Origin of the sequence: Kitasatospora sp. CB02891, from assembly GCF_002803145.1 — a bacterium.
GTDB classification, from domain to species: domain Bacteria; phylum Actinomycetota; class Actinomycetes; order Streptomycetales; family Streptomycetaceae; genus Kitasatospora; species Kitasatospora griseola.
This window is the reverse complement of the sequence record NZ_NNBO01000009.1, coordinates 61900-83126: the sequence shown is the minus strand read 5'-3', so window position 1 is coordinate 83126 and position 21227 is coordinate 61900. Positions and strand designations below refer to the sequence as shown.

Below are 21227 nucleotides of genomic sequence, written 5' to 3'. Positions count from 1 at the left end.
CGCGCCCGACTCTACCCAGCCGGGCCGGGCGGGCCCTCAGACGACGAGCAGGGCGCCGCAGGTCTCGGTGAGGGTGGCACGGGCGTCCGCCGGGATGTCGTGGTCGGTGATGAAGCAGTCGAGGTCGGTGAGGGCCGCGAAGCTGCTGAGGCCGACGATGCCCCACTTGGTGTGGTCGGCGACGGCGACGGTGCGGTGGGCGGAGGCGATCAGGGCGCGGTTGGTCTGGGCCTCGGCGAGGTTGGGGGTGGTGAGGCCGGCGTGTTCGCTGACGCCGTGGGCGCCGATGATCAGCAGGTCGACGTGCAGGGAGCGGATCGCCTGGTCGGCGAGCGGGCCGACCAGCGCGGCGGAGCGGGTGGGGGCGCCGCCGGTGAGCAGCAGGTCGGGGCCGTCCTCGCCGGGGTGGGTGCGCAGCAGTTCGGCGACGGGGAGGGAGTTGGTGACGACGGTCAGGCCGGGGACGTCGAGCAGGCGGGCGGCGACGGCGTAGGTGGTGGTGCCCGCCGAGATCGCGACCACGCTGCCGGGCTGGACCTGCGCGGCGGCGGCCTCGGCGAGCGCGGCCTTGGTGTCGGTCTCCAGGCCGGACTTGGCCTCGAAGGCGGGCTCCTCGGCGGCGGCGGTGCGGGCGACGGCCCCGCCGTGGACCTTGCGGACGGCGCCGGTGCGGGCGAGGGCGTCCAGGTCGCGGCGGACGGTCATGTCGGAGACCCCGAGCCGGTCGACCAGTTCGGCGACCTTGACGGCTCCGTGGCGGCGCACCTGGTCGAGGATCAGCGCCCGCCGCTGGGCGGCGAGCAGTACGCCGTCGGTCACTCGGTCCTCCACCGGGGTGTCTGGGGAGCCGTCAGCATAGTCGACCGACCGAACGCTGTTCGGCTCTGGTGCTGTGTGTTTGAATGTGTTGAGTATCCGTGAAGGATCTTCCCATGTCGTGATCGCCCGCTGGAGTAGCCCGATGACCACCGACGCCGCCGACGCCTTCGCCGCCGCCTACGGTGACGCCCCCGACGGCGTGTGGGCCGCGCCCGGCCGGATCAATGTGATCGGCGAACACACCGACTACAACCAGGGCTTCGTGCTGCCGGCGGCACTCCCGCACACCACCCGGGTCGCGGCCCGCCGCCGCGCCGACGGCCGGATCCGGCTGATCAGCGCGCAGGGCGACGGGAAGGTCACCGAGCTGGCCCTCGACGGGCTCGCGCCGGGCGCGGTCCCGGGCTGGGCCGCCTACCCGGCGGGCGTGTTCTGGGCGCTGGCGCAGGCCGGCCACCCGGTGGGCGGCGCGGACCTGGCGTTCACCTCGGACGTGCCGACCGGCGCGGGCCTGTCCTCCTCGGCGGCGCTGGAGTGCGCCACCGCGATCGCCCTGGACGAGCTGTACGGGCTCGGCCTGGACGCCCCGACCCGAGCGCTGCTCGCCCAGCGCGCCGAGAACGACTTCGTCGGCGTGCCGTGCGGCGCGCTCGACCAGATGGCGTCCAGCTGCTGCGTCGCCGGCCACGCCTTCTTCCTGGACACCCGGACGCTGACCGGCCGCCAGGTGCCGCTCGACCTGCCCGCCGTGGGCCTGTCGCTGCTGGTGATCGACACCCGGGTCAAGCACGACCTGGGCGACGGCGCGTACGCTGCGCTGCGGGCGGGCTGCGAGCGGGCCGCCGACCTGCTCGGGGTGCGGGCGCTGCGCGACATCGGCGTCGCGGAGCTGGCGGCGGCCGAGGAGAAGCTGCCGGCCGAACTGCGGCCGCTGCTGCGGCACGTGGTGACGGAGGACCAGCGGGTGCTGGACACCGTCCGGCTGCTGGACGCGGGCGAGCCGCGGGCGCTCGGCCCGGTGCTGACCGCCGGGCACGCCTCGCTGCGCGACGACTACCGGGTGTCCTGCCCGGAGACCGACCTGGCGGTGTCGGCGGCGAACGCGGCCGGCGCGCTGGGCGCCCGGATGATGGGCGGCGGCTTCGGCGGCTCGGTGCTGGCGCTGGTCGACACCGACCGGCTGGCGGCCGTCGAGCAGGCCGTGCGCGCCGCGTTCGCGGCGGCCGGGTTCGGCGCGCCGCTGGTCTTCCCGGCCGTCCCCTCGCCGGGCGCGCACCGCATCGCGTAGGCACGGACAGCACGCCGGCACGGACGAAGCCCCGCCCGGGAACTTCCCTTCCCCGGGCGGGGCTTCGCACTGCCGCGGCCGAGCCGCCGGAGCTCTACAGCTCGCGCAGCGTGCGGGCGGCGGTCTCGGGGCGGATGTCGTTCATGAACGCGCCCATGCCGGACTCGGTGCCGGCCAGGTACTTGAGCTTGCCGGCCGTCCGCCGGATGGTGAACAGCTCCAGGTGCAGGGCGAGTTCGGCCTCGGCGGGGCGCGGCGCCTGGTGCCAGGCGGCGATGTAGGGGGCCGGCTCGGGGAACAGCCGGTCGAAGCGGCGCAGCAGGTCGAGGTAGATCCGCGGGAACTCGGCGCGGGCCTGCTCGTCGAGCCCGGTGAGGTCGGCGACCCGCCGGTTGGGGTACAGGTGCACCTCGTACGGCCAGCGGGCGGCGAACGGGACGAACGCCGTCCAGTGCGCGCCGGCCAGCACCACCCGGGAGTCCGGGTCGCCGAGGGTGGCGCGTTCGGCGGCGAGGACGTCGTCGTACAGGTTGCGGCCGGTGGCCCGCCGGTGCTCGGCGACCTTGGCGAGGGCCTGCGCGGTGCGCGGGGTGGTGAACGGCAGGGCGTAGATCTGGCCGTGCGGGTGGCCGAGGGTGACGCCGATGTCGGCGCCGCGGTTCTCGAAGCAGTACACCTGCCGGACGTCGGGGCGGGCGTGCAGTTCGGCGGTGCGGTCGGTCCAGGCGTCCAGCACCAGGCGGGCCTGCTGCTCCGTCAGGTCGCCGAAGGAGGCGCCGTGGTCCGGGGTGAAGCACACCACCTCGCACCGGCCGGTGCCGGGGGCGAGCGTGTACGGGCCCTCCGACCAGGGCGCGACGTGGTCGGCGGAGGAGCCGGCCAGCGACGGGAAGCGGTTCTCGAACACCGCCACCTGGTAGTCCGCGGCGGGCACTTCGCTGAGCCGGCCGTCCCGCGACGGGCACAGCGGGCACTCGTCGGCCGGTGGGTGGTAGGTGCGGCCCTGCCGGTGCGCGGCGATGGTGACCGCGTCGCCGGTGAACGGGTCGACCCGGACCTCGGAGACGCTGGCCGCCGGGCTCAGCTGGCGGGCGTCGAGCGCGTCGCGCACGGCGGGCTCGGCGTCGTAGTAGATCAGTTCCCGGCCGTCGGCCAGCTTGGTCACCGTCTTGTGCACGGCGGCGCTCCCTCGATGTTCGACCATCACATCAAACATTTTCGAACATGAAGCACCGCAATGCAACAACCGGGAGTGCAGAACGCCCGGGGACGTGAACCGGATCACGTCCCCGGGCGTTCTGTACTGCGTCTTCTTCGGTGCTACTTCTTCTTCGGCGCCGGCTTGTCCTTGATCCGCTGGGCTTCCTTGCGGACCTCGGCCTGGATGGTGCGCTCGCGCTGCAGCCAGTCCGGGTTCTCGTCGCGGAGGGCGTTGATCTGCTCGGTGGTGAGGGCCTCGCTGACGCCGGCCCGGTTCAGGCCGGTGACGGAGATGCCGAGGCGGGAGGCGACCACCTGGCGCGGGTGCGGGCCGTTGCGGCGCAGGTCGGCGAGCCACTGCGGCGGGGTGGCCTGCATGGCGTTGAGCTCGTCGCGGGTGACGACGCCCGCCTGGAACTCGGCGAGGGTCGCCGCCAGGTAGATCCCCAGCTTCTTTGCCGCGGTCGCGGGCTTCATGGTCTGGGAGCTCTTGGGCTTGGGCGTAGTCATGCGACAAGGGTATAGGGAGTGCGCACCTGCCCAGGTCACGGTGGGTAGCCTGGGGGGTGTGACCGAGATCGAGCAGCCCTCCGCCCCCTTCCGCCTGGTGTACGTGCCCGGGGTGACCCCGACCAAGTGGCTGCGGGTGTGGGGTGAGCGGCTGCCCGACGTTCCGCTGGAACTGGTGCAGTCCACCCCCGTGGACGGGCACGCCCTGCTGCTGTCGGGCGGCGCGGACGCCGGCCTGGTGCGGCTGCCGGTGGACCGGACGGTGCTGAGCGCGATCCCGCTGTACACCGAGACCACCGTGGTGGTGTTCCCGAAGGACCACTGGCTGGCCGCCGCCGAGGAGGTCGGTGTCGCGGACCTCGCCGAGGAGATCGTCTTCCACCCGCAGGACGACGTGCTGGAGTGGCCGGACGGCCTCCCGGGCCGCCCCGCCTTCGAGCGGCCGGCCACCACCGGCGACGCGATCGAGCTGGTCGCCGCCAACGTCGGCGTACTGGCCGTCCCGCAGTCGCTGGCCCGGCTGCACCACCGGCGCGACCTGACCTACCGCACCCTCTCCGACGTCCCGCAGTCGCAGATCGCGCTGGCCTGGCCGGAGGAGGCGACCACCGACCTGGTCGAGGAGTTCATCGGCATCGTCCGCGGCCGCACCGCGAACAGCTCCCGCGGCCGGGCCGCCGCCGAGCCGGCGAAGAAGCAGCCCGCCGCGAAGAAGGCCTCCGCCAAGGCCGCCAAGTCCCAGTCCCAGCCGGGCGCCCGGCAGCACAAGCCGCGCCCGGGCCAGCGCGCCGCCGCCACCCGCCAGGGCCAGGCCAAGAAGGGTCGCAAGCGCTGACGGCCGCGAGCGTCGGCCCGGCCGAGGGCGCACGCAGCGGGCACGGACGGGCGGCCGTCACGCCCCGGGAGCACGGTCCCGGGCCGGGCCGCGACCCGGAGCACGTTCCCGGGTGCGGTTCGTCCTGCGCGCGGACGGATTGACGGTCCGTCACATGGTCCTCTTGGAGGGCGCCGAGAAGAGTTCCGGCGCCTACCCAGGGGGCTTTCCCGTGAACGAACACGCACCGCAGCACCACCGTCCGAACCGCCTCCGCGGTCGCCGCCGCGGGGTGGCGGCGACCGTGACCGCCGTGGCCGCCGCCGTGGCCGCCGCCGTGGTGGCCGGCGTCCTGGTACCGGTCGCGGCCACCGCCGCACCGCGGCCGGACGCCGTGCAGCAGCGCCTCGACGCCCTGGTCCAGAAGGACGGCGCGCCCGCCGCCCTCGCCACCGTCAAGGGCCGCGACGGCCGCAGCCGCACCTACACCGCCGGGGTCGGCGACGCGGCCACCCGGGCCAAGGTCCCGGTCGACGGGCAGGTCCGGATCGGCAGCGACACCAAGACGTTCACCGCCGTCGTGGTCCTGCAGCTGGTCGCCGAGGGCAAGGTCGGCCTGGACGCGAGCGTGGACACCTACCTGCCCGGCCTGGTGCGCGGCGACGGCATCGACGGCCGGAACATCACGGTCCGCCAGCTGCTCCAGCACACCAGCGGCCTGCCCGACTACATGAACCCCGCGGGCGTGCTCGCCGACCCCGCGCGGTACGTCGAGCCGCGCGAGCTCCTCGACGCCGCACTGGCCAAGAAGGCCCACTTCGCGCCCGGCGCCCAGTGGGAGTACATCAACACCAACTACCTGCTGGCGGGCATGATCGTCCAGAAGGTCACCGGGCGCCCGATCGGCGAGGAGATCACCAAGCGCGTCGTCGACCGGATCGGCCTGCGCCACACCTACTTCCCCGTCCCCGGGGACATGACGATCCGCGAGGCCCACCCCAAGGGCTACCAGCGCGCCGCGGACGGCTCGCTGCGCGACTACACCGAGCTGGACCCGTCCTGGGGCTGGGCGGCCGGCGCGATGATCTCCACCAACACCGACGTCACCCGGTTCTACGACGCGCTGCTCGGCGGCCGCCTGCTGCCCGCGGCCCAGCTCGCCCAGATGCGCGCCACCGTCCCCGCCGAGGAGCTCGGCGCCGGGGTCCGCTACGGCCTCGGCCTGGTGAGCCGCCCGCTCTCCTGCGGCGGGCTCTCCTGGGGTCACGGCGGGGCGATCCCGGGCTACGAGAACGCCGGCGGCACCACCGACGACGGCCGTTCCGCGAACATCACCGTGACCGCGTTCCCGGGCAACGACGACACCGTCACGCACCTGGACCAGGCAGTGGACGAGGCGCTCTGCCGCTGACGTCCCCCGGGTGGCCGTGCCGGTCCCCGGCGCCGGCCACCCTCCTTCCTCCCAGCAATGGAGTCCCGATGAACGAGCACACCCCGCGGCGCTCGGCGCGCCGCAGCCGCACCGTGCGGTACGCCACGGCCGCCGCCGGGCTCGCGCTGACCGCCCTCGCCCCGACCGCCGCCTCCGCCGCACCGCGCCCGGACGTCGTGCAGCAGCGCCTCGACGCGCTGGTGAAGGAGGACGGGATGCCCGCCGCCCTCGCCGCCGTCAAGGGCCGCGACGGCCGCAGCCGCACCTACACCGCCGGCGTCGGCGACCTGGCCACCGGGGCCGAGGTCCCGGTCGACGGACAGATCCGGGCCGGCAGCAACACCAAGCCGTTCACCGCCGTCGTCGTCCTGCAACTGGTCGCCGAGGGCAGGGTCGGCCTGGACGCGAGCGTGGACACCTACCTGCCCGGTCTCCTGCGCGGCGACGGCATCGACGGCCGGAACATCACGGTCCGCCAGCTGCTCCAGCACACCAGCGGCCTGCCCGACTACCTGGACGCCCCCGCGCTGGCCGACTTCGTCCCCATCCAGTACCGCTACTTCGAGCCGCGCGAACTCCTCGACGGGGCACTGGCCCAGAAGGCGCTGTTCGCCCCCGGGACCGACTGGATGTACAGCAACACCAACTACCTGGTGGCCGGCCTGCTGATCCAGAAGGTCACCGGCCGCCCCTACGGCGAGGAGGTCACCAAGCGCGTCATCGACCGGATCGGCCTGCGCCACACCTACGTCCCGGCCACCGGGGAGACCGCCCTCCGCGAGCCGCATCCGCACGCCTACCTGGCCGCCGACCCGGGCGCGCCGCGGATCGACTACACCGAGATGGACACCTCGATGGCCTGGTCCGCGGGGGCGGTGGTGTCCACCGACACCGACCTCAACGCCTTCTACAGCGCGCTCCTGACGGGCCGTCTGCTGCCCGCCGCCCAGCTCGCCCAGATGCGCACCACCGTCCCCACCGAGCTGCTGGGCCCCGGCGTCCGCTACGGCCTGGGGATCCAGAGCCGGCCGCTGTCCTGCGGCGGCCTGGTCTGGGGCCACGGCGGCACCGGCGCGGCCCACCGGAACCGGGGCGGCGTCACGGAGGACGGCCGGGCCGTCAGCATCACCGTCACCACCGTCCCGGACGCGGCCACCACCCGGCGCATGACCGAAGCGGTCGACGCGGCCCTCTGCCGCTGACCTCCGCCCGACGCACCGTCGGCCCGGTTTCCGTTCGTGTTCCCGCAGGTGGCGCGGTATGGCCCCCATGATGGTCGGCGGGCATCCTTGCCGTACCGACCGAGGAGAGAAGCCACCATGGTGCACGCACGGGCCGGGCAGCCGGCGCAGCCGCAGGACCTGATCGACGTCGCCTGCCTGGTGACGGCCTACTACACGCTGCATCCGGACCCGGCGGTGGCCGGTGAGCGGGTGGCGTTCGGGACGTCCGGCCACCGGGGCTCCTCGGTGCGGACAGCGTTCAACGAGGACCACATCGCGGCGACGGCGCAGGCGATCTGCGACTACCGGGCCGAGCAGGGCACCACGGGGCCGCTGTTCCTCGGCATCGACACCCACGCGCTGTCCGAGCCGGCCCGGGCGACCACGCTGGAGGTGCTGGCGGCGAACGGCGTCACGGTGCTGCTCGACACCGCGGACGGCTACACCCCGACGCCCGCCGTCTCGCACGCCGTCCTCGCCCACAACCGCACCCTTCCGGCGGCGCTCGCGGACGGCATCGTGGTGACGCCCTCGCACAACCCGCCCGCCGACGGCGGGTTCAAGTACAACCCGCCGCACGGCGGGCCCGCGGACTCGGCGGCCACCGGCTGGATCGAGCGCCGCGCCAACGAGTTGCTGGCCGGCGGGTCGAAGGAGGTCCGCCGGATCCCGTACGCGCGGGCGCTGGCGGCCGACACCACCGGCCGGTACGACTTCCTGGGCGCGTACGTGGACGACCTGCCGGCCGTCGTCGATCTCGCCGCGGTGCGCGAGGCGGGGGTGCGGATCGGCGCGGACCCGCTGGGCGGGGCGTCCGTCGCGTACTGGGGTCGGATCGCCGAGACGCACCGGCTGGACCTGACGGTGGTCAACCCGCTGACCGATCCGACCTGGCGGTTCATGACGCTGGACTGGGACGGGAAGATCCGGATGGACTGCTCCTCCCCGTACGCGATGGCCTCGCTGATCGACCGGCGGAACGACTTCACGCTGGCCACCGGGAACGACGCGGACGCCGACCGGCACGGCATCGTGACGCCCGACGGCGGGCTGATGAACCCCAACCACTTCCTGTCGGTGGCCATCGACCACCTGTTCCGGCACCGCGAGGGCTGGCCGGCGGCGGCCGCGGTCGGCAAGACCCTGGTGTCCTCGTCGATGATCGACCGGGTGGCGGGCGCGCTCGGCCGGGAGCTGCTCGAAGTCCCGGTCGGCTTCAAGTGGTTCGTGGACGGCCTGCTGAACGGGACGGTGGCGTTCGGCGGCGAGGAGTCCGCCGGGGCGTCGTTCCTGCGCCGCGACGGCTCGCCGTGGACCACCGACAAGGACGGCATCCTGCTGGCCCTGCTGGCCTCCGAGATCACCGCCGTCACCGGCCGCACCCCCTCCGAGCACTACCGCGACCTGACGGCCCGGCACGGCGACCCGGTCTACGCCCGGGTGGACGCCCCCGCCGACCGCGACCAGAAGGCCGCGCTGGCCGCGCTCGACGCCTCCCGGGTCACCGCCGACGCGCTGGCCGGCGAGCCGATCACCGCTGTCCTGACCCACGCCCCGGGCAACGGCGCGGCGATCGGCGGCCTGAAGGTCTGCACCGAGAACGCCTGGTTCGCGGCCCGCCCGTCCGGCACCGAGGACGTGTACAAGATCTACGCGGAGAGCTTCCGCGGCGCCGAGCACCTGGCGCAGGTCCAGGACGAGGCCCGCGCCCTGGTCGGCGAGGTGCTGGCGAAGGCCTGACGCACCCACGGCCCGCCGGGAGTGTTCCCGGCGGGCCGTGGGCGGGCCGGTGCGGCGTCAGTGCTGGCGGCGCAGGTGGGTGCGCAGGTCGTCGAGGACCTCGGCGGCCTGCGGTTCGCCGATCTCGCGGCACCAGGCGATGGCGGCCTCCAGCCGGGTCAGCGCGTCCTGGGTGCGGTCGAGGCGGTTGCCCTCGATCAGGGCGGCGTAGCGGATGGACTCGGCGCGGGCCAGGTTGCCCTCGGGGCCGAGGGCGCCGAACGCGGCGATCGCCAACTCCATCTCGGCGAGCGCCTCCTCGGGGCGCCCGAGGCCGACCAGGGTGCGGCCGCGGGTGTCGTGCAGGGTGCCGTCGGGGCTGCCGCTGCCGAGTTCCAGGCCCTCGCGCCGGGCGTGCTCCACCACCTCGGCGGCCTCGTCGAGCCGGGCGAGGGCCTCGTCCCGGGCGTCGGGGCCGCGCGTGTCGGCGGTGACCCGGGCGAGGCGCAGCAGCATGTCGAAGGCGGCGTCGGCGTGCGGCGCGGCGCGGTGGCTGTCCAGGGCGCGCTGCCGGGCCAGGTCGGCGGCGGGCCACTGGCCGGCGCGGGCCAGCGCCACGGCGGCCTCGCAGGCGACCGCGGTGTGCACCTGGCCGTCCTCCCAGCCCGCGGCGAGGTCGGCGACGTGCAGGAACTCCTCGGCGGCGGCCCGGTGTTCGTCGAGCTCGCGCAGGGTGCGGGCGAGGTCGAGCCGGATCTGCGCCTGCTCGCGGACGTCGAGCGCGGCGAAGCCCGGTTCCAGTCGGACGGCCTCCAGGACGGCGGCGGCGTCGGCGAACCGGCCGGTCTCGGCCAGCGTCTGGCCGAGGCGGCCGCGGGCGGAGGCGGCCTCGTCGGCCTCCCCGGCGTGGTCGAAGCGGGCGGCGGCCTCGGTGAACGCGCGGGCGGCGGACTCGTGTTCGCCGCGGGCGAGGTGGACCCGGGCCAGCAGCATCTGCACCCGGGCGGGGACGGCGCTGCGGTCGCCGTACTGGGCGGCGACCTTCAGCCCGCGCTGGGCGAGCTCCTCGGCGCGGCCGAACTCCTCCTGTTGCAGGGCGAATTCGCCCTGCCAGCCGTGGACGGCGACCAGCTTCCAGGGGATCTCGGCGGCCTCGATCCGGCGTTCGGCCCGCTCGATCAGCTCGACGGCGGCCTCCTTGCGGCCGGTCAGGAAGTGGGCGCGGGCGAGGAGTTGGTGCGCGTTGACCTCGGTCGGCGCGTCGTCCTGCCGGACAGCCTCCTCGCACAGGCGGGCGATGGCGGCCTCGGTGCGGGTGAGGTCGCGCCCATCGAGGTCGTCGCCGAGGCGCCGGTGGTTCTCCGGCACGTCCTGGCGGATGGCGAACACGGCCTTGGCGTGCAGCACGGTGAGCAAGGCGTCGCCGGCCCGGGGGGCCTCGGCCTCGACCAGCTCGCGGACCTGCTGCTCGTACGCGTCGAGTTCCGCCGTCGGACCGGTGACGGCGTCGGTCTCGCCGTCGGTCTCGCCGCCGGTGTCGGCGTCGGTGTCGGTGTCGGCGTCGGCGTCCTGCTCGGGCAGGACCAGGGCCAGCGCGCGGCAGCCGATCGCCTGGGCGACCCGGCCGACCTGCTGGTAGAGCTCGGCGGCCTCGGTCAGGTGGGCGGCCAGTTCGCGGTCGGGCAGGCCGTCGCGGCGGGCCCGCTGTTCGGCGAGTTCGGCGCGCAGCAGGTCGAGCGGCCCGAGCTCGGGGTCGTCGGGGTGCCGGTAGCCGTCGGCGGTGGCGAGGGCCTCGATGCGCCGCCACAGGGCGACCGCCTCGGGATGCCGCAGGTCGTGCAACTCGCGGGCGCGGACCACCAGTTCGGCGACGCTCTCGGATCCGGCCGGAGCGGCGGGCTGCGCTGCCGCCGCCGGGGCGGGTGCGGGGGTGGCGGCGCGCAGGCCGAGGGCGAGCGGTTCGGCGAACAGCGGGGTACGGGCCAGGCGTTCGCGGCGGGCGTCGCCGACGGCGGTGGTGCCGCCCCGCTCGTCGAAGCGGGCGGCGAGCGCGTCGCCCTCGGTGCGCAGTTCGGCGAGCAGGGCGTCGACGGTCCAGCTGGCGCCGGGCGGGCCGGCCACCGGGAGGTCGCCGTGGCCGGTGGCGGCGAGGCGGGCGAGCAACTGCTGGGCGCCGGTGAGGAAGTGCAGGCGGGCGAGCGGGTCACCGTGCTGCCCGAACAGGTCGCGGTTGTCGGCGAGGATCTCCAGGCCGCGCGGTTCGTTGCCGGTGAGCGCGCAGAACTCGAGGTGCAGACCGATCTCCTCGGCGGCCCGGGAGCGGCCGCGGGCCCACCGGTAGCCGGTGAGGTGGAACGAGCGGGCGTCGTCGACCCGGCCGGACCGCAGCAGCGGCAGCAGCGCGTGGGCACGGCTGACGTGCGGCTCCTCGGCGCACGAGTGCCTGCCGTCGAACACCGACTGCCAGACGCCGAGCGCCCGCCGGTCGTCGCCGAGGCGGACGAAGTGCCGGGCCTGGGCGCGCAGTTCGCACGCCTGGCAGTCGCTGAACGAGGAGCGGCGCCGGCCGGCCCACAGGTCGAAGGCCTGCTCGACGTCCTGGCCGGTGAGCGCGGCGAGGTGGTACTGCTCGCCGTAGTAGGGCTGGAGGTCGTGGCCGGCCGTGCGGTAGTACTCGCGCAGTTCGCCGTGCCAGCGGCGGACCGCCTCCAGCGGCACGTCGGGGACGCTGCGCAGGGCGTGCGCGACCCACTTGTAGCGCCAGTCGGTGGCGCGCTGCGCCCAGCCGTCGAAGGCGTCGGGGTGCTTCTTGCGCAGGGTGACGATCCGGGCGAACACCACCGGGAGCTTGCGCCGTTCGGCGTCGTTCTCGTACGCCTCCATCAGGTCGAGGAGGGCGTAGGCGAGCAGCTCGGGTTCGTCGAACTGCTCGGCGGCGTCGACGAGTTCCTCGGCGGTGACGGTGCGCTGCCGGCCGTGCGGCTGTTCGTCGTTGGCGCGCAGCGCGGCGCGGACGGCGTCGATGGTGTCGAGCATCACGGCTCCCGGTGCGGCGTGGTGGGCTCGTGGCCGAGCATGGCGTGGTCGAGCAGGGCGAGGAACGAGCGGTTGAGCAGCGCGGATTCGCTGGCCTTGAGCGGGCGCCGGGTGAGCAGCAGGGCCTGGCCGTACAGCGCTTCCACGGTGGTGGTGGCGAGTTCGGGGTGCCGGATCGCGGCCGCGCGCCGGACGAGCGGGTTGAGGTGGTTCAGGACGAGCTGGGCGCGCGGCGCGGAGCTGCCCAGCGAGCCGAGGATGTCGGCCCACAACCCGTCGGCCTGGTCGGCGAGTTGGGTGCGGGTGCGCTCGTGCCGGGCTTCCCGGTCATCGAGCAGCAGGGCGGGGGCGCTGCTGGGGTGGAAGGTGCGCAGCGCGACGTCGCAGTCGAACCGGCCGAGGACTTCGCGGGCGGCGGCGAGGAACGCGGCGGCGGCGAGTTCGGTGGCCGGGTCGACGTTGTCGAGGTGCGCGGTGACGGTGGCCGGGTCGAGGTCGGCGACGGTGGTGCCGGTGCGGATCTCGGGCAGCCGGTGCACCAGGTCGCGGTCGTAGGTGTAGCCGCCGTTGACCACGCCGAGGCCGGCCGCGCCGGCGATCGGGGCGACCTGGCGGAACTCCTCGACGGTGCGGGTGACCAGGATGACGGGGTGGGCGCGGGCGAACTCGTCGAGGGTGACGTTGCCGTCGGTGGTCTCGAACGGCAGCCAGGGCAGCAGCATCCTCAGCAGCTGGTCGTCGTGCCGGGCCAGCGACTTGACGGCCAGGTGGTGGACGGCGAGGAAGCGGTGCAGCAGCCCCGGGTCGCTGGCGGACAGGCCGGTCAGCCAGTCGCGGATCCGCAGCCCGAGCGCCTCGCGGACGGCGGCGAGGGTCTCGTCGGCGTACAGCGCCTCGCGGGAGGCGGTGGGGCGCAGCCGTTCCGCGTCGACCACGCAGCGCACGAAGAACGCCCATTCGGGGAGCAGTTCGTCGGCCTGGTCGGAGAGCAGCATGCCCTTGAGGTGGACCCGGTGCCCGGCGCGGCGGGACGGCGGGACGGCTTCCGGCAGCACGTAGGCGACGCCGCTGAGGCCGACCAGCGGCAGGTCGAGGTCGATGGTGTCGAGCGGGGTGAAGTCGAAGGTTTCACGGCAGTGCGTGGTGAGCGCCTCGCGGCGGGCGGCCGGGTTGTCGTACCGGCGGGCCCACGGCGCGGGCGTCTGGTTGATCTGCGTGCTGCGGCCGGCCGCGTCGACCACCGTCACCCGGTGGCGCAGCAGGCTGCCGTAGTGCCGGGCGAGTTCGGTGACCCGCCCGGTGGAGGTCCACTCCTCGGCGTCGGCGCGCGGGGTGAGGGTGACGGTGGTGCCGGGCTCGCGGCGGGCGGCGGCGGGCAGCGTGGTGATGGTGTACCGGCCGTCGGAGCGGCCGCGCCACTCGATCACCGGGGCGTCGGGGGTGCGGGCGGAGCGGGTGCGGACGGTGATCTCGTCGGCGACCACGAAGCAGGCCAGCAGGCCGATGCCGAACTGGCCGATGAACTCGGCGCGGGCGTCGGCCAGTTGGCCGGCGTCCAGGGCGCCGTCCGGGGTGCGCTTGGAGCTGCGGCCGATGGTGGCGAGGAAGGTGTGCACGTCGGCCTCGGTGAGGCCGACGCCGGTGTCGGAGACCGAGAACTCGTCGCCGGCGGTGACGGTGATCGCGGCCGGTGCGGCCGGATCCAGCTGCTGCCGGGCGGTGATCGCGTCGACCGCGTTCTGCAGCAGTTCGCGCAGGTAGACCCGCGGGCTGGAGTACAGGTGGTGGGAGAGCAGGTCGACCAGTCCGCGCAGGTCCACCTGGAAGGTGTGCGCGCTGGAGTCGTTCGGGGTCACCGGGCGGGTCCTTCGCTTCGGGGTTCGGTGCGGGTCACTTGGCGGCGGCGGCGCTGCGGGTGAAGGCGGCGACCGGGTCGCCGAGGTACGCCCACGGGGACTTGGTGACGCGGCCGTCGAGCTCGGTGAACACCCGGCTCGCGGCCCGGTTCTCGCCGCACAGCGCGAACGCCATGGCGAAGGCGTTGTGCGCGCCGATCCAGGTCCGGTCGCGGGCGAAGTCCGGGTGCCAGATGGAGCGTTCGGCGGCCTCGTGCAGCGAGTGGGCGACGCCGGCGCTGCGCATGTAGCGGCCGTCCTCGCCGTTGTCGAGGTCCAGCCAGTGTTCGAGGTGGGCGTACGCGACGAGCTCGCCGAGCCGGCTGCCCTCGGGGGCGGCGAGCATCGAGGTGCGGGCGAAGGAGTGCATCTGCTCGTGCGAGCCGCCCCACTTGGCGCACTTCTGCTGCAGCCGCTGCCGGTAGGACGACGGGTGGTGCGGGAGGCGGCGGACGGCGGCCTCGAAGCGTCGGGTCGCGATCTCCTCGGGGACGGACACGCCGCGCCCGGTGATCTGCAGGAAGTACCAGGGGCCGAGCCAGTCCGGCTCCCGCTCGGCGACCTCGAACAGCTGCTCCTCGGCGCGTTCCAGCCGTGCTCCGAACACCTGCCACTGGTCGGCGCCGACGTACTTGGCGCGGGCTCCGCTGCGCGCCTCCCAGCCCCAGACCAGCTGCCGGGCGCCGGAGACCAGCAGCGCGAGGGTGTCCTCGGGGTCCTGCTCGACGGCGCGGCCGGTCCACTCCTCGCTGCCGGGCAGGTCGGTGACGACGTCGATCATGGTGACCAGGTCGGCCTGGTCGCGGGCCTGCGCCAGGACGGCCCGGACACCCGGCCAGTCGCCGGCCGCGCCGCGCTCCCGCAGCCGCGTCAGCTCCGGGTCGCCGTAGGCCGGGTCGAGCACCGGCCCGACCTTGGCCCGCCGCCGTGTCAGCCTGTCGAACAGCCCCATCCCCATGGTCCCCTTGTGCCGAGCCGATCTGCGGGGGCCGCCGCACGGCCGCCCCGGACGGAGATTCCTATCACGTCCGTGCGACAGGTGTGCGAATCATTTCGCGGGCCGGTCACCGGGGCGGCCGGGGGCGGTTCAGCCCCGGCCGCTGATCCGGTCGGCGAGGCCGGCCAGCGGGGAGGTGGCGTCGTGCTCGTGCCGGTCGGCGTGCCGGTAGGCGGCGTACAGCCCGTGCACGCCGAGCCAGCGCAGCGGTTCGGGCTCCCAGCGGCGGACCCGGTGCCCGACCCAGGGCAGCTCGGTGAGTTCGGTCCGCTCCCCCGTGCCGAGGTGGCGCAGCGTCAGGTCGCGCAGGGTGCGGCCGGCCAGGTTGGAGGTGGCGACGCCACTGCCGACGTAGCCGCCCGCGAAGCCGAGCCCGGTGGCGGGGTCGAGGTCGACGGCGGCGCACCAGTCGCGGGGCACGCCGAGCACGCCGGACCAGGCGTGGTCGATCCGGGCGTCGGCCGCGGCGGGGAACATCTTCCGCAGGATCTCCCGGAGTTGGGCCACCGTGCCGTCGGGGGTGGCGCCGTCCTGGTCGATCCGCGACCCGTACCGGTACGGGTAGCCGCGACCGCCGAGCGCGATCCGGTCGTCGGCGGTGCGCTGCGCGTACATGTAGGCGTGCGCCTCGTCGCCGAGCACCTCTCGGCCCTCCCAGCCGATCGCGTCCCACACCTCGGCGGGCAGCGGTTCGGTGGCGATCATCGAGGAGTTCATCGGCAGCCAACTGCGCTTCTGACCGGCCAGGTTGGCGGTGAAGCCCTCGGTGCAGCGGAGCACCGCCCGGGCCTTGACGCTGCCGTGTGCGGTACCGACCCGTCCGGGGGCGATCGTGGTGACGGGCGTCGACTCGTGGATCCGCACCCCCGACCGCTCGGCTGCCGCGGCCAGCCCGACCACCAGCTTGGCCGGGTGCACCCGCGCCCCGTTCGGCGTCCAGGTCGCCCCCAACACGCCCGGCACGTACAGCCGTTCGGCGGCCTGCTCGGCGCTCAGCAGGTGCACCTCGTCCGCGCCGAACGCCTGCTCGTGCGCGAACCTGTCCTTCAGCCGCGACAGTTGGGCGGGCGTCCGGGCGAGCTCAAGCACTCCGCCGCGGTGCGCGTCGCAGTCGATGCCCTCGGCCTCGGCCGCCCGCAGGGCCTCCGACACCGTGTCGTTCATGGCGAGTTGGAGCCGCCGCGCGGCGTCCTCCCCGTGCAGCCGGGCGTAGCGTCCCCGCCCGGCGATGCCGTTGTACAGCCACCCGCCGTTGCGCCCCGAGGCCCCGTACCCGCAGAACTCGCTCTCCAGCAGCACGACTTCGAGCTCGGGCGCGGCCTGCTTCAGGTAGTAGGCGGTCCACAGTCCGGTGTATCCGCCGCCCACCACGCAGACGTCGGCCTCGATGTCGCCCGCCAGCGCCGGCCGCCGCTCGGGCAGCCCGGTGGCCGCGTACCAGAAGGAGATGCCGCCGTTGACGGTGGTCATGTGCTGTCCTGCTTCCGCCGGTGTGGAGAGCTCGATGCGTGCTGGGACGGTAGTCGGGCCACCACGGGCCCGGCAACGGACACCGTGTCAGGCCGCCTGCCCGCGGGCTGACACGGTGTCCGGGTCACCGAGGGCCTGTCTTCAACCCCCGCCTGCCCCACGCCCCCTGGCCCGCACGCTCGCCGCGGGGCGGCGGCACGGGCTGAAGACAGGCCCTACCTGGGCCGCCTCACTCGGCGGCGAAGACCTCCTGCCCGCCGACGTAGGTGCGCAGCACCCGGGTGTCGGCGATCTCCTCGGCGGGGGCGGCGAACGGGTCGCGGTCGAGCACGACCAGGTCGGCGAGGTGGCCGGGGCGCAGGATGCCCGTGTCGTCGAGGCGGTTGAGGTGGGCGGTGCCGGCGGTGTAGGCGGCGAGCGCGGTGGCCAGGTCGAGGCGCTGCTCGGGGAGGAAGACCGGGGTGGCCGGGTCGGCGCCGGGTTCGCGGCGGTTGACGGCGACGTGCAGGCCCTCGATCGGGACGGGGCTGGAGACCGGCCAGTCGCTGCCCGCGGCGAGGGTGGCGCCGGCCCGCAGCAGGTCGCCGAACGGGTACTGCCAGGCGGCGCGTTCGGGGCCGAGGAACGGGATGGTGAGCTCGTCCATCTGCGGTTCGTGGGCGGCCCACAGCGGCTGGATGTTGGCGATCGCGCCGAGCGCGGCGAACCGCGGCACGTCCTCGGGGTGGACGAGTTGCAGGTGGGCGAGGTGGTGGCGGTTGCCGCGGCGGCCGTTGGCGGCGAGCGCGGCCTCGACGGCGTCCAGCGCCTCGCGGACGGCGCGGTCGCCGAGGGCGTGGAAGTGCACCTGGAAGTCGAGCGCGTCCAGGGCGGTGACGTGCTCGCGCAGCGCGAGCGGGTCGACGAAGCTGAGGCCGCTGTTGCCGGTGGCGCAGCCGCAGCCGTCCAGGTAGGGGCTGGTGAGGGCGGCGGTGAAGTTCTCCGCGATGCCGTCCTGCATGATCTTGACCGCGCCCGCCCGGAACCGTCCGTGGCTCAACTTCTCCCGGCGGGCGACGAGTTCGGGGATCTGCTCGGCGCCGCGCTCGCGGTCCCACCAGAGCGCGCCGACCACCCGGGCGGTCAGCGTGCCGTCCTGCGCGGCGGTCAGGTAGGCGTCGGACGGGTCGGGGTTGCCGCCGAACTCGCCGAGCAGGGCGTCCTGCCAGGCGGTGATGCCGAGCGAGTGCAGCATCCGCTGGGCGTCGAGCAGGCCGGCCAGCCGGTCGGCGAGGGTGGCGGCGGGGGCGTGCTTGCCGACCAGGCCGACGGCGCCCTCCTGGAGCATGCCGCTGGGGGTGCCGTCGGGCTCGCGCTCGATCCGGCCGTCGGCGGGGTCGGGGGTGTCGCGGGTGAGCCCGGCGGCCTCCAGGGCGCGGGTGTTGGCCCAGGCGCCGTGGTGGTCGCGGTTGGCGAGCAGCACCGGCCGGTCGGGCACCACCCGGTCGAGCAGCTGCCGGGTGGGCAGGCCGCCGTCGAAGCTCTCCAGCGACCAGCCGCCGCCGGTGATCCACTCCTTCTCGGGGTGGGCGGCGGCGTACTCGCCGACCAGCCGCAGGTAGTCGTCCACGCCGACGGTGCCGGTGAGGTCGCAGGAGGCCATCTCCATGCCGCCGTAGACGGCGTGCACGTGCGCGTCCTGGAAGCCGGCGATCAGCAACTTGCCGTGCAGGTCGACGACTTCGGTGCCGGGACCGACCAGCTCCCGGACCTCGTCGTGGCCGACGGCGGTGATCCGCCCGCCGGTGACGGCCAGCGCGGTGGCCCGGGTTCGGGCGGCGTCCCCGGTGTGGATCGGGCCTCCGGTGAAGACCAGGTCGGCACGGGTCATGGTGGAACCTCGAACTTTCTTTGCGATCAGACGGATTGGGCGCCGTCGAAGTACGGCGAGCGGCGGCCCCAGCGCGACCAGGCGCCGGCCAGCAGTCCGGAGCCGATCATCAGGACCGGCACCGAGAGTTCGAACCAGCCGTTGTCGGCGGCGAGTTCGAAGTGGTCGGTGGAGGAGTAGAAGGTCCAGGCGAGGTAGCCGCCGACCAGCAGCAGCACCACGCCGCCGAGCAGCGGCGCGACCACCGCCGTCAGCCCCTCCCTGAGGTTCTCGCGCATCAGGTGCCGGAAGCGCACGGCGGAGGCGATCGCCACCAGCGCGTAGTACAGCGCCACCACGATGCCGATGGCGTTGACGGTCGCCGAGATCAGCTCGGTGACGGTCGGGATGACCAGCGAGACCGCGGCCAGCGCCAGCGCGATGCCGGTGATCAGCCAGGTCCCGGTGGCCGGGGTGCGGTGGCGCGGGTGCAGCCGGGTCCACACCGGGCCGAGGGTGCCGTCGCGGCCCATCGCGTAGGTGCCGCGCGCGGTCGGGATCACCGCGGCCTGCAGCGAGGCCGCCGCGGAGAACATCAGCGCCACCAACGGCAGTGCGGCCAGCGGCTGGTGGGCGAGCCGCTCGGCGAAGTACGCCAGCCCGACCGCCCCGTTGTCGGCCAACTCGTCGATCGGCAGCACCCGCTGGAACGCGGTGCCGGCGAACAGGAACAGGCCGAGCATCAGCAGCAGCGACAGGAACCCGCCGCGGGAGGCGTCCTTCGGGTCGTGCACCTCCTCGCCGACGCTGAACACCGACTCGAAGCCCCAGTAGCAGAACACCGCCAGCACCATGCCCTGGGCGAGCGCGCTGAGCGACGGGATCTCGAACGGGTTGTACCAGGACAGGCTGAACGGCTGGTCGCCGGCGAACAGGCCGTACCCGCAGAACGCGATCAGCACCGCGTACTCGAAGATCAGCAGCCACTTCTGCAGCGCCGCCGCCAGGTCCAGTCCGCGTACCGCGACCACGGTGGCGGTCAGCAGCACCAGCATGCCGATCAGTGTGCACTGGACGCTGGAGTCGGGGTCCAGCGCCACGCCCGGCAGCTCGTGCAGCCCGGCCTTCCCGACCAGCTGGATGATCGCCGAGCCGGTGACGGTCGTGGTGTAGGCCATGAAGACGATCGTGGTGACGATGTTCACCCAGCCGGTCAGGAAGCCCAGCCACGGGCTGAGCGTCCGGCCCACCCAGCGGTACGAGCTGCCCGCGTCCGGCTCGACCCGGTTGAGCCGGCCGTAGCCGCAGGCGATGCCCAGCACCGGCAGGAACGCCAGCAGCATGATCGCCGGCAGGTGCAGTCCGACCACGCCCGCCATCAGGCCCAGGCCGATGCCGATCGAGGTGGTGGCCGCGGTGCTGGACGCGGCGATCACCACCACCGCGCCGACGCCGAGCGACTTGCGCATCGCCTCGGGAGCAGCGCCGTCGGGGACGGGGCCGCTGTCCTTGATCGTCGTCACCAAGGGATCACCGCCGATTCTCTCGTGGGGGAACGCCCGTACGACGGGCGCGAGTTGGGGGGTGCGCCGGCAGCGACAGCAGCGGGCGCAGGCACTGCGAGGACGGGCCGCGGGGCGAGCGGCGCGCCGGGGTGGGGGCACCGGCGAAAGGGCCGGTGGCACGCCATGAAACCCGTGAGCCGCTTCACACGTCAATGCTGTTGTCATAAGCTCGGGCCATGACCGAACGAGCCACGGACCGAGCCGGGGACCGAGCCGCCGACCTCGCCTCCGACCGGGTCGTCCCCGAGGTCGCGCGCCGCCGCCGTCGCCCCACCAAGCAGGGCACCGTGCTCTCCCAACAGGTCATCGTCGACACGGCGCTGCGATTGGTCGGCCAGCACGGCGCGCAGGCGTTCAGCGTCCGCCGCCTCGGCGCGGCGCTCGGCGCGGACCCGAGCGCGATCTACCGCTACTTCCACAGCACGGACGACCTGCTCCTCGCCGTCGCCGACGAACTCATCGGCCTCGGCCTGCGCGGCTGGCAGCCCACCGGCGACTGGCGCGCCGACCTGCGCGAGGTCGGCCTGCGGATCCACACCCACTCGCTGGCCCACCCGCAGGCCGCCGTCCTCGCCGCGTACCGCACCACCGGCCGCGCCAACGAGATCCGCGCCATCGAGACCATGCTCGGCATCCTGCGGGATGCCGGCTTCCCCGACCCGGACGCCGTCAGCCTCTACCACGCCTTCATCGACCAGGCCCTCGGCTTCGCCGTCCTCGACTCCGCGGCCCTCGCCCTCCCCGCCCCCGCCCAGCACGCCGACCTCGCCGTCTGGGACACCGCCTACCGCACCCTCTCCCCCGACACCCACCCGCACATCGCCGCCACCACCCACCTGCTCGCCGCCGACATGCGCCGCAGCGCCTACCCCCTCGCCCTCGACCTCCTCCTCACCGCCGTCGCCGCCCGTCTACCCGCCCCGGAGTGATCACCGCCGTGTCCAGAATCCCCTCCCCCGACCCCGATTTCGCCGTCACCGCGATATACGTCCTCCCCGACGACGCCTGGCACCTGGAGCTCGACCACCTCCCCAGCGGCGGCATCACCGTGCTGGCCGGGATCGTTCCCGACGAGGACCCGGAGCGGGAACCGTCGGTGTGGGTCGGAGGCATCGACCCGTGCATCCACATCCCGGTGCCGGTGCTGCGCTGGTTCCTGGAGCTCGTCGACGAGCAGATCGCCGACTCCCGGGCCTGGATGCAGCTGCGCCCCGAACTCGTGGCCATGATCAAGGAGTTGATCGACGAGTACCGCGGCGCCATCGACGACGACGAGTACGCCGTCCTGCTGCCGCGCCTGCGGGCCGAGCTGCCCCCGGCCGATGTCGCCGAGGTGGTCCGGACCGCATTCCGCCGGGAGTACGACCTCGACTGACCGCCCGGCGCGCCGCCGCCGGCCCGGGCGGTGGC

The 21227-nt window shown here is 74.3% G+C and carries 16 protein-coding genes; 7 read left to right on the top strand and 9 right to left on the bottom strand.

Annotated elements, in window-relative coordinates; translation table 11 throughout:
* Nucleotides 1–36: 36 nt before the first annotated feature.
* Nucleotides 37–819 carry a DeoR/GlpR family DNA-binding transcription regulator gene (locus CG736_RS20725; RefSeq protein WP_043910838.1) on the bottom strand — a complete coding sequence of 261 codons (783 nt, stop codon included), beginning with the start codon at nt 817–819 and terminating at the stop codon, nt 37–39.
* A gap of 142 nt (nt 820–961) precedes the next feature.
* On the opposite strand from CG736_RS20725, the gene galK reads away from it, so the two are divergent.
* Entirely contained in the window at nt 962–2107 is a 1146-nt protein-coding gene (gene galK, locus CG736_RS20720; protein WP_100587694.1) for a galactokinase, read from the top strand.
* A gap of 94 nt (nt 2108–2201) precedes the next feature.
* Here the strand turns inward: galK and galT are convergent, their stop codons facing one another.
* Nucleotides 2202–3284, bottom strand: a complete 1083-nt coding sequence (galT, locus tag CG736_RS20715; protein ID WP_100587693.1) for a galactose-1-phosphate uridylyltransferase — start codon at nt 3282–3284, stop codon at nt 2202–2204.
* A 143-nt stretch (nt 3285–3427) separates the two neighbouring features.
* A complete protein-coding gene (locus CG736_RS20710; protein ID WP_100587692.1) occupies nt 3428–3817 on the bottom strand; it encodes a DUF5997 family protein in 390 nt (129 codons plus the stop codon).
* Nucleotides 3818–3875: 58 nt separating this feature from the next.
* Between CG736_RS20710 and CG736_RS20705 the strand changes: the two genes are divergently transcribed.
* The 4 genes from CG736_RS20705 to pgm all read left to right on the top strand — a co-directional run bounded on the left by CG736_RS20705 (nt 3876) and on the right by pgm (nt 9026).
* On the top strand, nt 3876–4652 hold the full coding sequence (locus CG736_RS20705; protein ID WP_100587691.1) for a LysR family substrate-binding domain-containing protein: 777 nt from the start codon (nt 3876–3878) through the stop codon (nt 4650–4652).
* A gap of 283 nt (nt 4653–4935) precedes the next feature.
* On the top strand, nt 4936–6042 hold the full coding sequence (locus tag CG736_RS20700; RefSeq protein WP_369880227.1) for a serine hydrolase domain-containing protein: 1107 nt from the start codon (nt 4936–4938) through the stop codon (nt 6040–6042).
* 68 nt (nt 6043–6110) lie between these two features.
* Nucleotides 6111–7265, top strand: coding sequence for a serine hydrolase (locus CG736_RS20695; protein ID WP_100587690.1), 1155 nt, complete (start codon nt 6111–6113; stop codon nt 7263–7265).
* A 117-nt stretch (nt 7266–7382) separates the two neighbouring features.
* Nucleotides 7383–9026: a phosphoglucomutase (alpha-D-glucose-1,6-bisphosphate-dependent) gene (pgm, locus tag CG736_RS20690; protein ID WP_100587689.1), complete on the top strand. Its 1644-nt coding sequence runs from the start codon at nt 7383–7385 to the stop codon at nt 9024–9026.
* 57 nt (nt 9027–9083) lie between these two features.
* Here the strand turns inward: pgm and CG736_RS20685 are convergent, their stop codons facing one another.
* The 6 genes from CG736_RS20685 to CG736_RS20660 all read right to left on the bottom strand — a co-directional run bounded on the left by CG736_RS20685 (nt 9084) and on the right by CG736_RS20660 (nt 19721).
* Entirely contained in the window at nt 9084–12041 is a 2958-nt protein-coding gene (locus tag CG736_RS20685; RefSeq protein WP_100587688.1) for a hypothetical protein, read from the bottom strand.
* Entirely contained in the window at nt 12041–13897 is a 1857-nt protein-coding gene (locus CG736_RS20680; RefSeq protein ID WP_100587687.1) for an HSP90 family protein, read from the bottom strand. Before CG736_RS20680 ends, CG736_RS20685 begins: the two co-directional genes overlap by 1 nt.
* Nucleotides 13898–13931: 34 nt before the next feature.
* Nucleotides 13932–14888, bottom strand: a complete 957-nt coding sequence (locus CG736_RS20675) for a hypothetical protein (protein WP_100587686.1) — start codon at nt 14886–14888, stop codon at nt 13932–13934.
* Between the two features lie 135 nt (nt 14889–15023).
* Complete coding sequence (locus CG736_RS20670) at nt 15024–16403, bottom strand: FAD-binding oxidoreductase (protein ID WP_100587685.1); 1380 nt, start codon at nt 16401–16403, stop codon at nt 15024–15026.
* A gap of 229 nt (nt 16404–16632) precedes the next feature.
* Nucleotides 16633–18273, bottom strand: coding sequence for an amidohydrolase (locus CG736_RS20665; protein ID WP_100587684.1), 1641 nt, complete (start codon nt 18271–18273; stop codon nt 16633–16635).
* Between the two features lie 26 nt (nt 18274–18299).
* Entirely contained in the window at nt 18300–19721 is a 1422-nt protein-coding gene (locus CG736_RS20660; RefSeq protein WP_198520573.1) for an APC family permease, read from the bottom strand.
* A gap of 272 nt (nt 19722–19993) precedes the next feature.
* Here CG736_RS20660 and CG736_RS20655 point away from each other — a divergent pair, with 272 nt between their 5' ends.
* Both CG736_RS20655 and CG736_RS20650 read left to right on the top strand, forming a co-directional pair.
* Nucleotides 19994–20746: a TetR/AcrR family transcriptional regulator gene (locus tag CG736_RS20655; protein WP_100587682.1), complete on the top strand. Its 753-nt coding sequence runs from the start codon at nt 19994–19996 to the stop codon at nt 20744–20746.
* 8 nt (nt 20747–20754) lie between these two features.
* Nucleotides 20755–21192 (top strand): hypothetical protein, encoded by a 438-nt coding sequence (locus CG736_RS20650; protein ID WP_232734091.1) that lies wholly within the window; start codon nt 20755–20757, stop codon nt 21190–21192.
* Nucleotides 21193–21227: the final 35 nt, after the last annotated feature.

Bases quoted from the DNA above. Each gene is read 5' to 3' on its own strand.
- CG736_RS20675 (WP_100587686.1), bottom strand. From the start codon at position 14,888: ATGGGGCTGTTCGACAGGCTGACACGGCGGCGGGCCAAGGTCGGGCCG.
- CG736_RS20710 (WP_100587692.1), bottom strand. From the start codon at position 3,817: ATGACTACGCCCAAGCCCAAGAGCTCCCAGACCATGAAGCCCGCGACC.
- CG736_RS20655 (WP_100587682.1), top strand. From the start codon at position 19,994: ATGACCGAACGAGCCACGGACCGAGCCGGGGACCGAGCCGCCGACCTC.
- galK (WP_100587694.1), top strand. From the start codon at position 962: ATGACCACCGACGCCGCCGACGCCTTCGCCGCCGCCTACGGTGACGCC.
- CG736_RS20685 (WP_100587688.1), bottom strand. From the start codon at position 12,041: ATGCTCGACACCATCGACGCCGTCCGCGCCGCGCTGCGCGCCAACGAC.
- pgm (WP_100587689.1), top strand. From the start codon at position 7,383: ATGGTGCACGCACGGGCCGGGCAGCCGGCGCAGCCGCAGGACCTGATC.
- CG736_RS20670 (WP_100587685.1), bottom strand. From the start codon at position 16,403: ATGACCACCGTCAACGGCGGCATCTCCTTCTGGTACGCGGCCACCGGG.
- CG736_RS20660 (WP_198520573.1), bottom strand. From the start codon at position 19,721: ATGCGCAAGTCGCTCGGCGTCGGCGCGGTGGTGGTGATCGCCGCGTCC.
- CG736_RS20665 (WP_100587684.1), bottom strand. From the start codon at position 18,273: ATGACCCGTGCCGACCTGGTCTTCACCGGAGGCCCGATCCACACCGGG.
- CG736_RS20695 (WP_100587690.1), top strand. From the start codon at position 6,111: ATGAACGAGCACACCCCGCGGCGCTCGGCGCGCCGCAGCCGCACCGTG.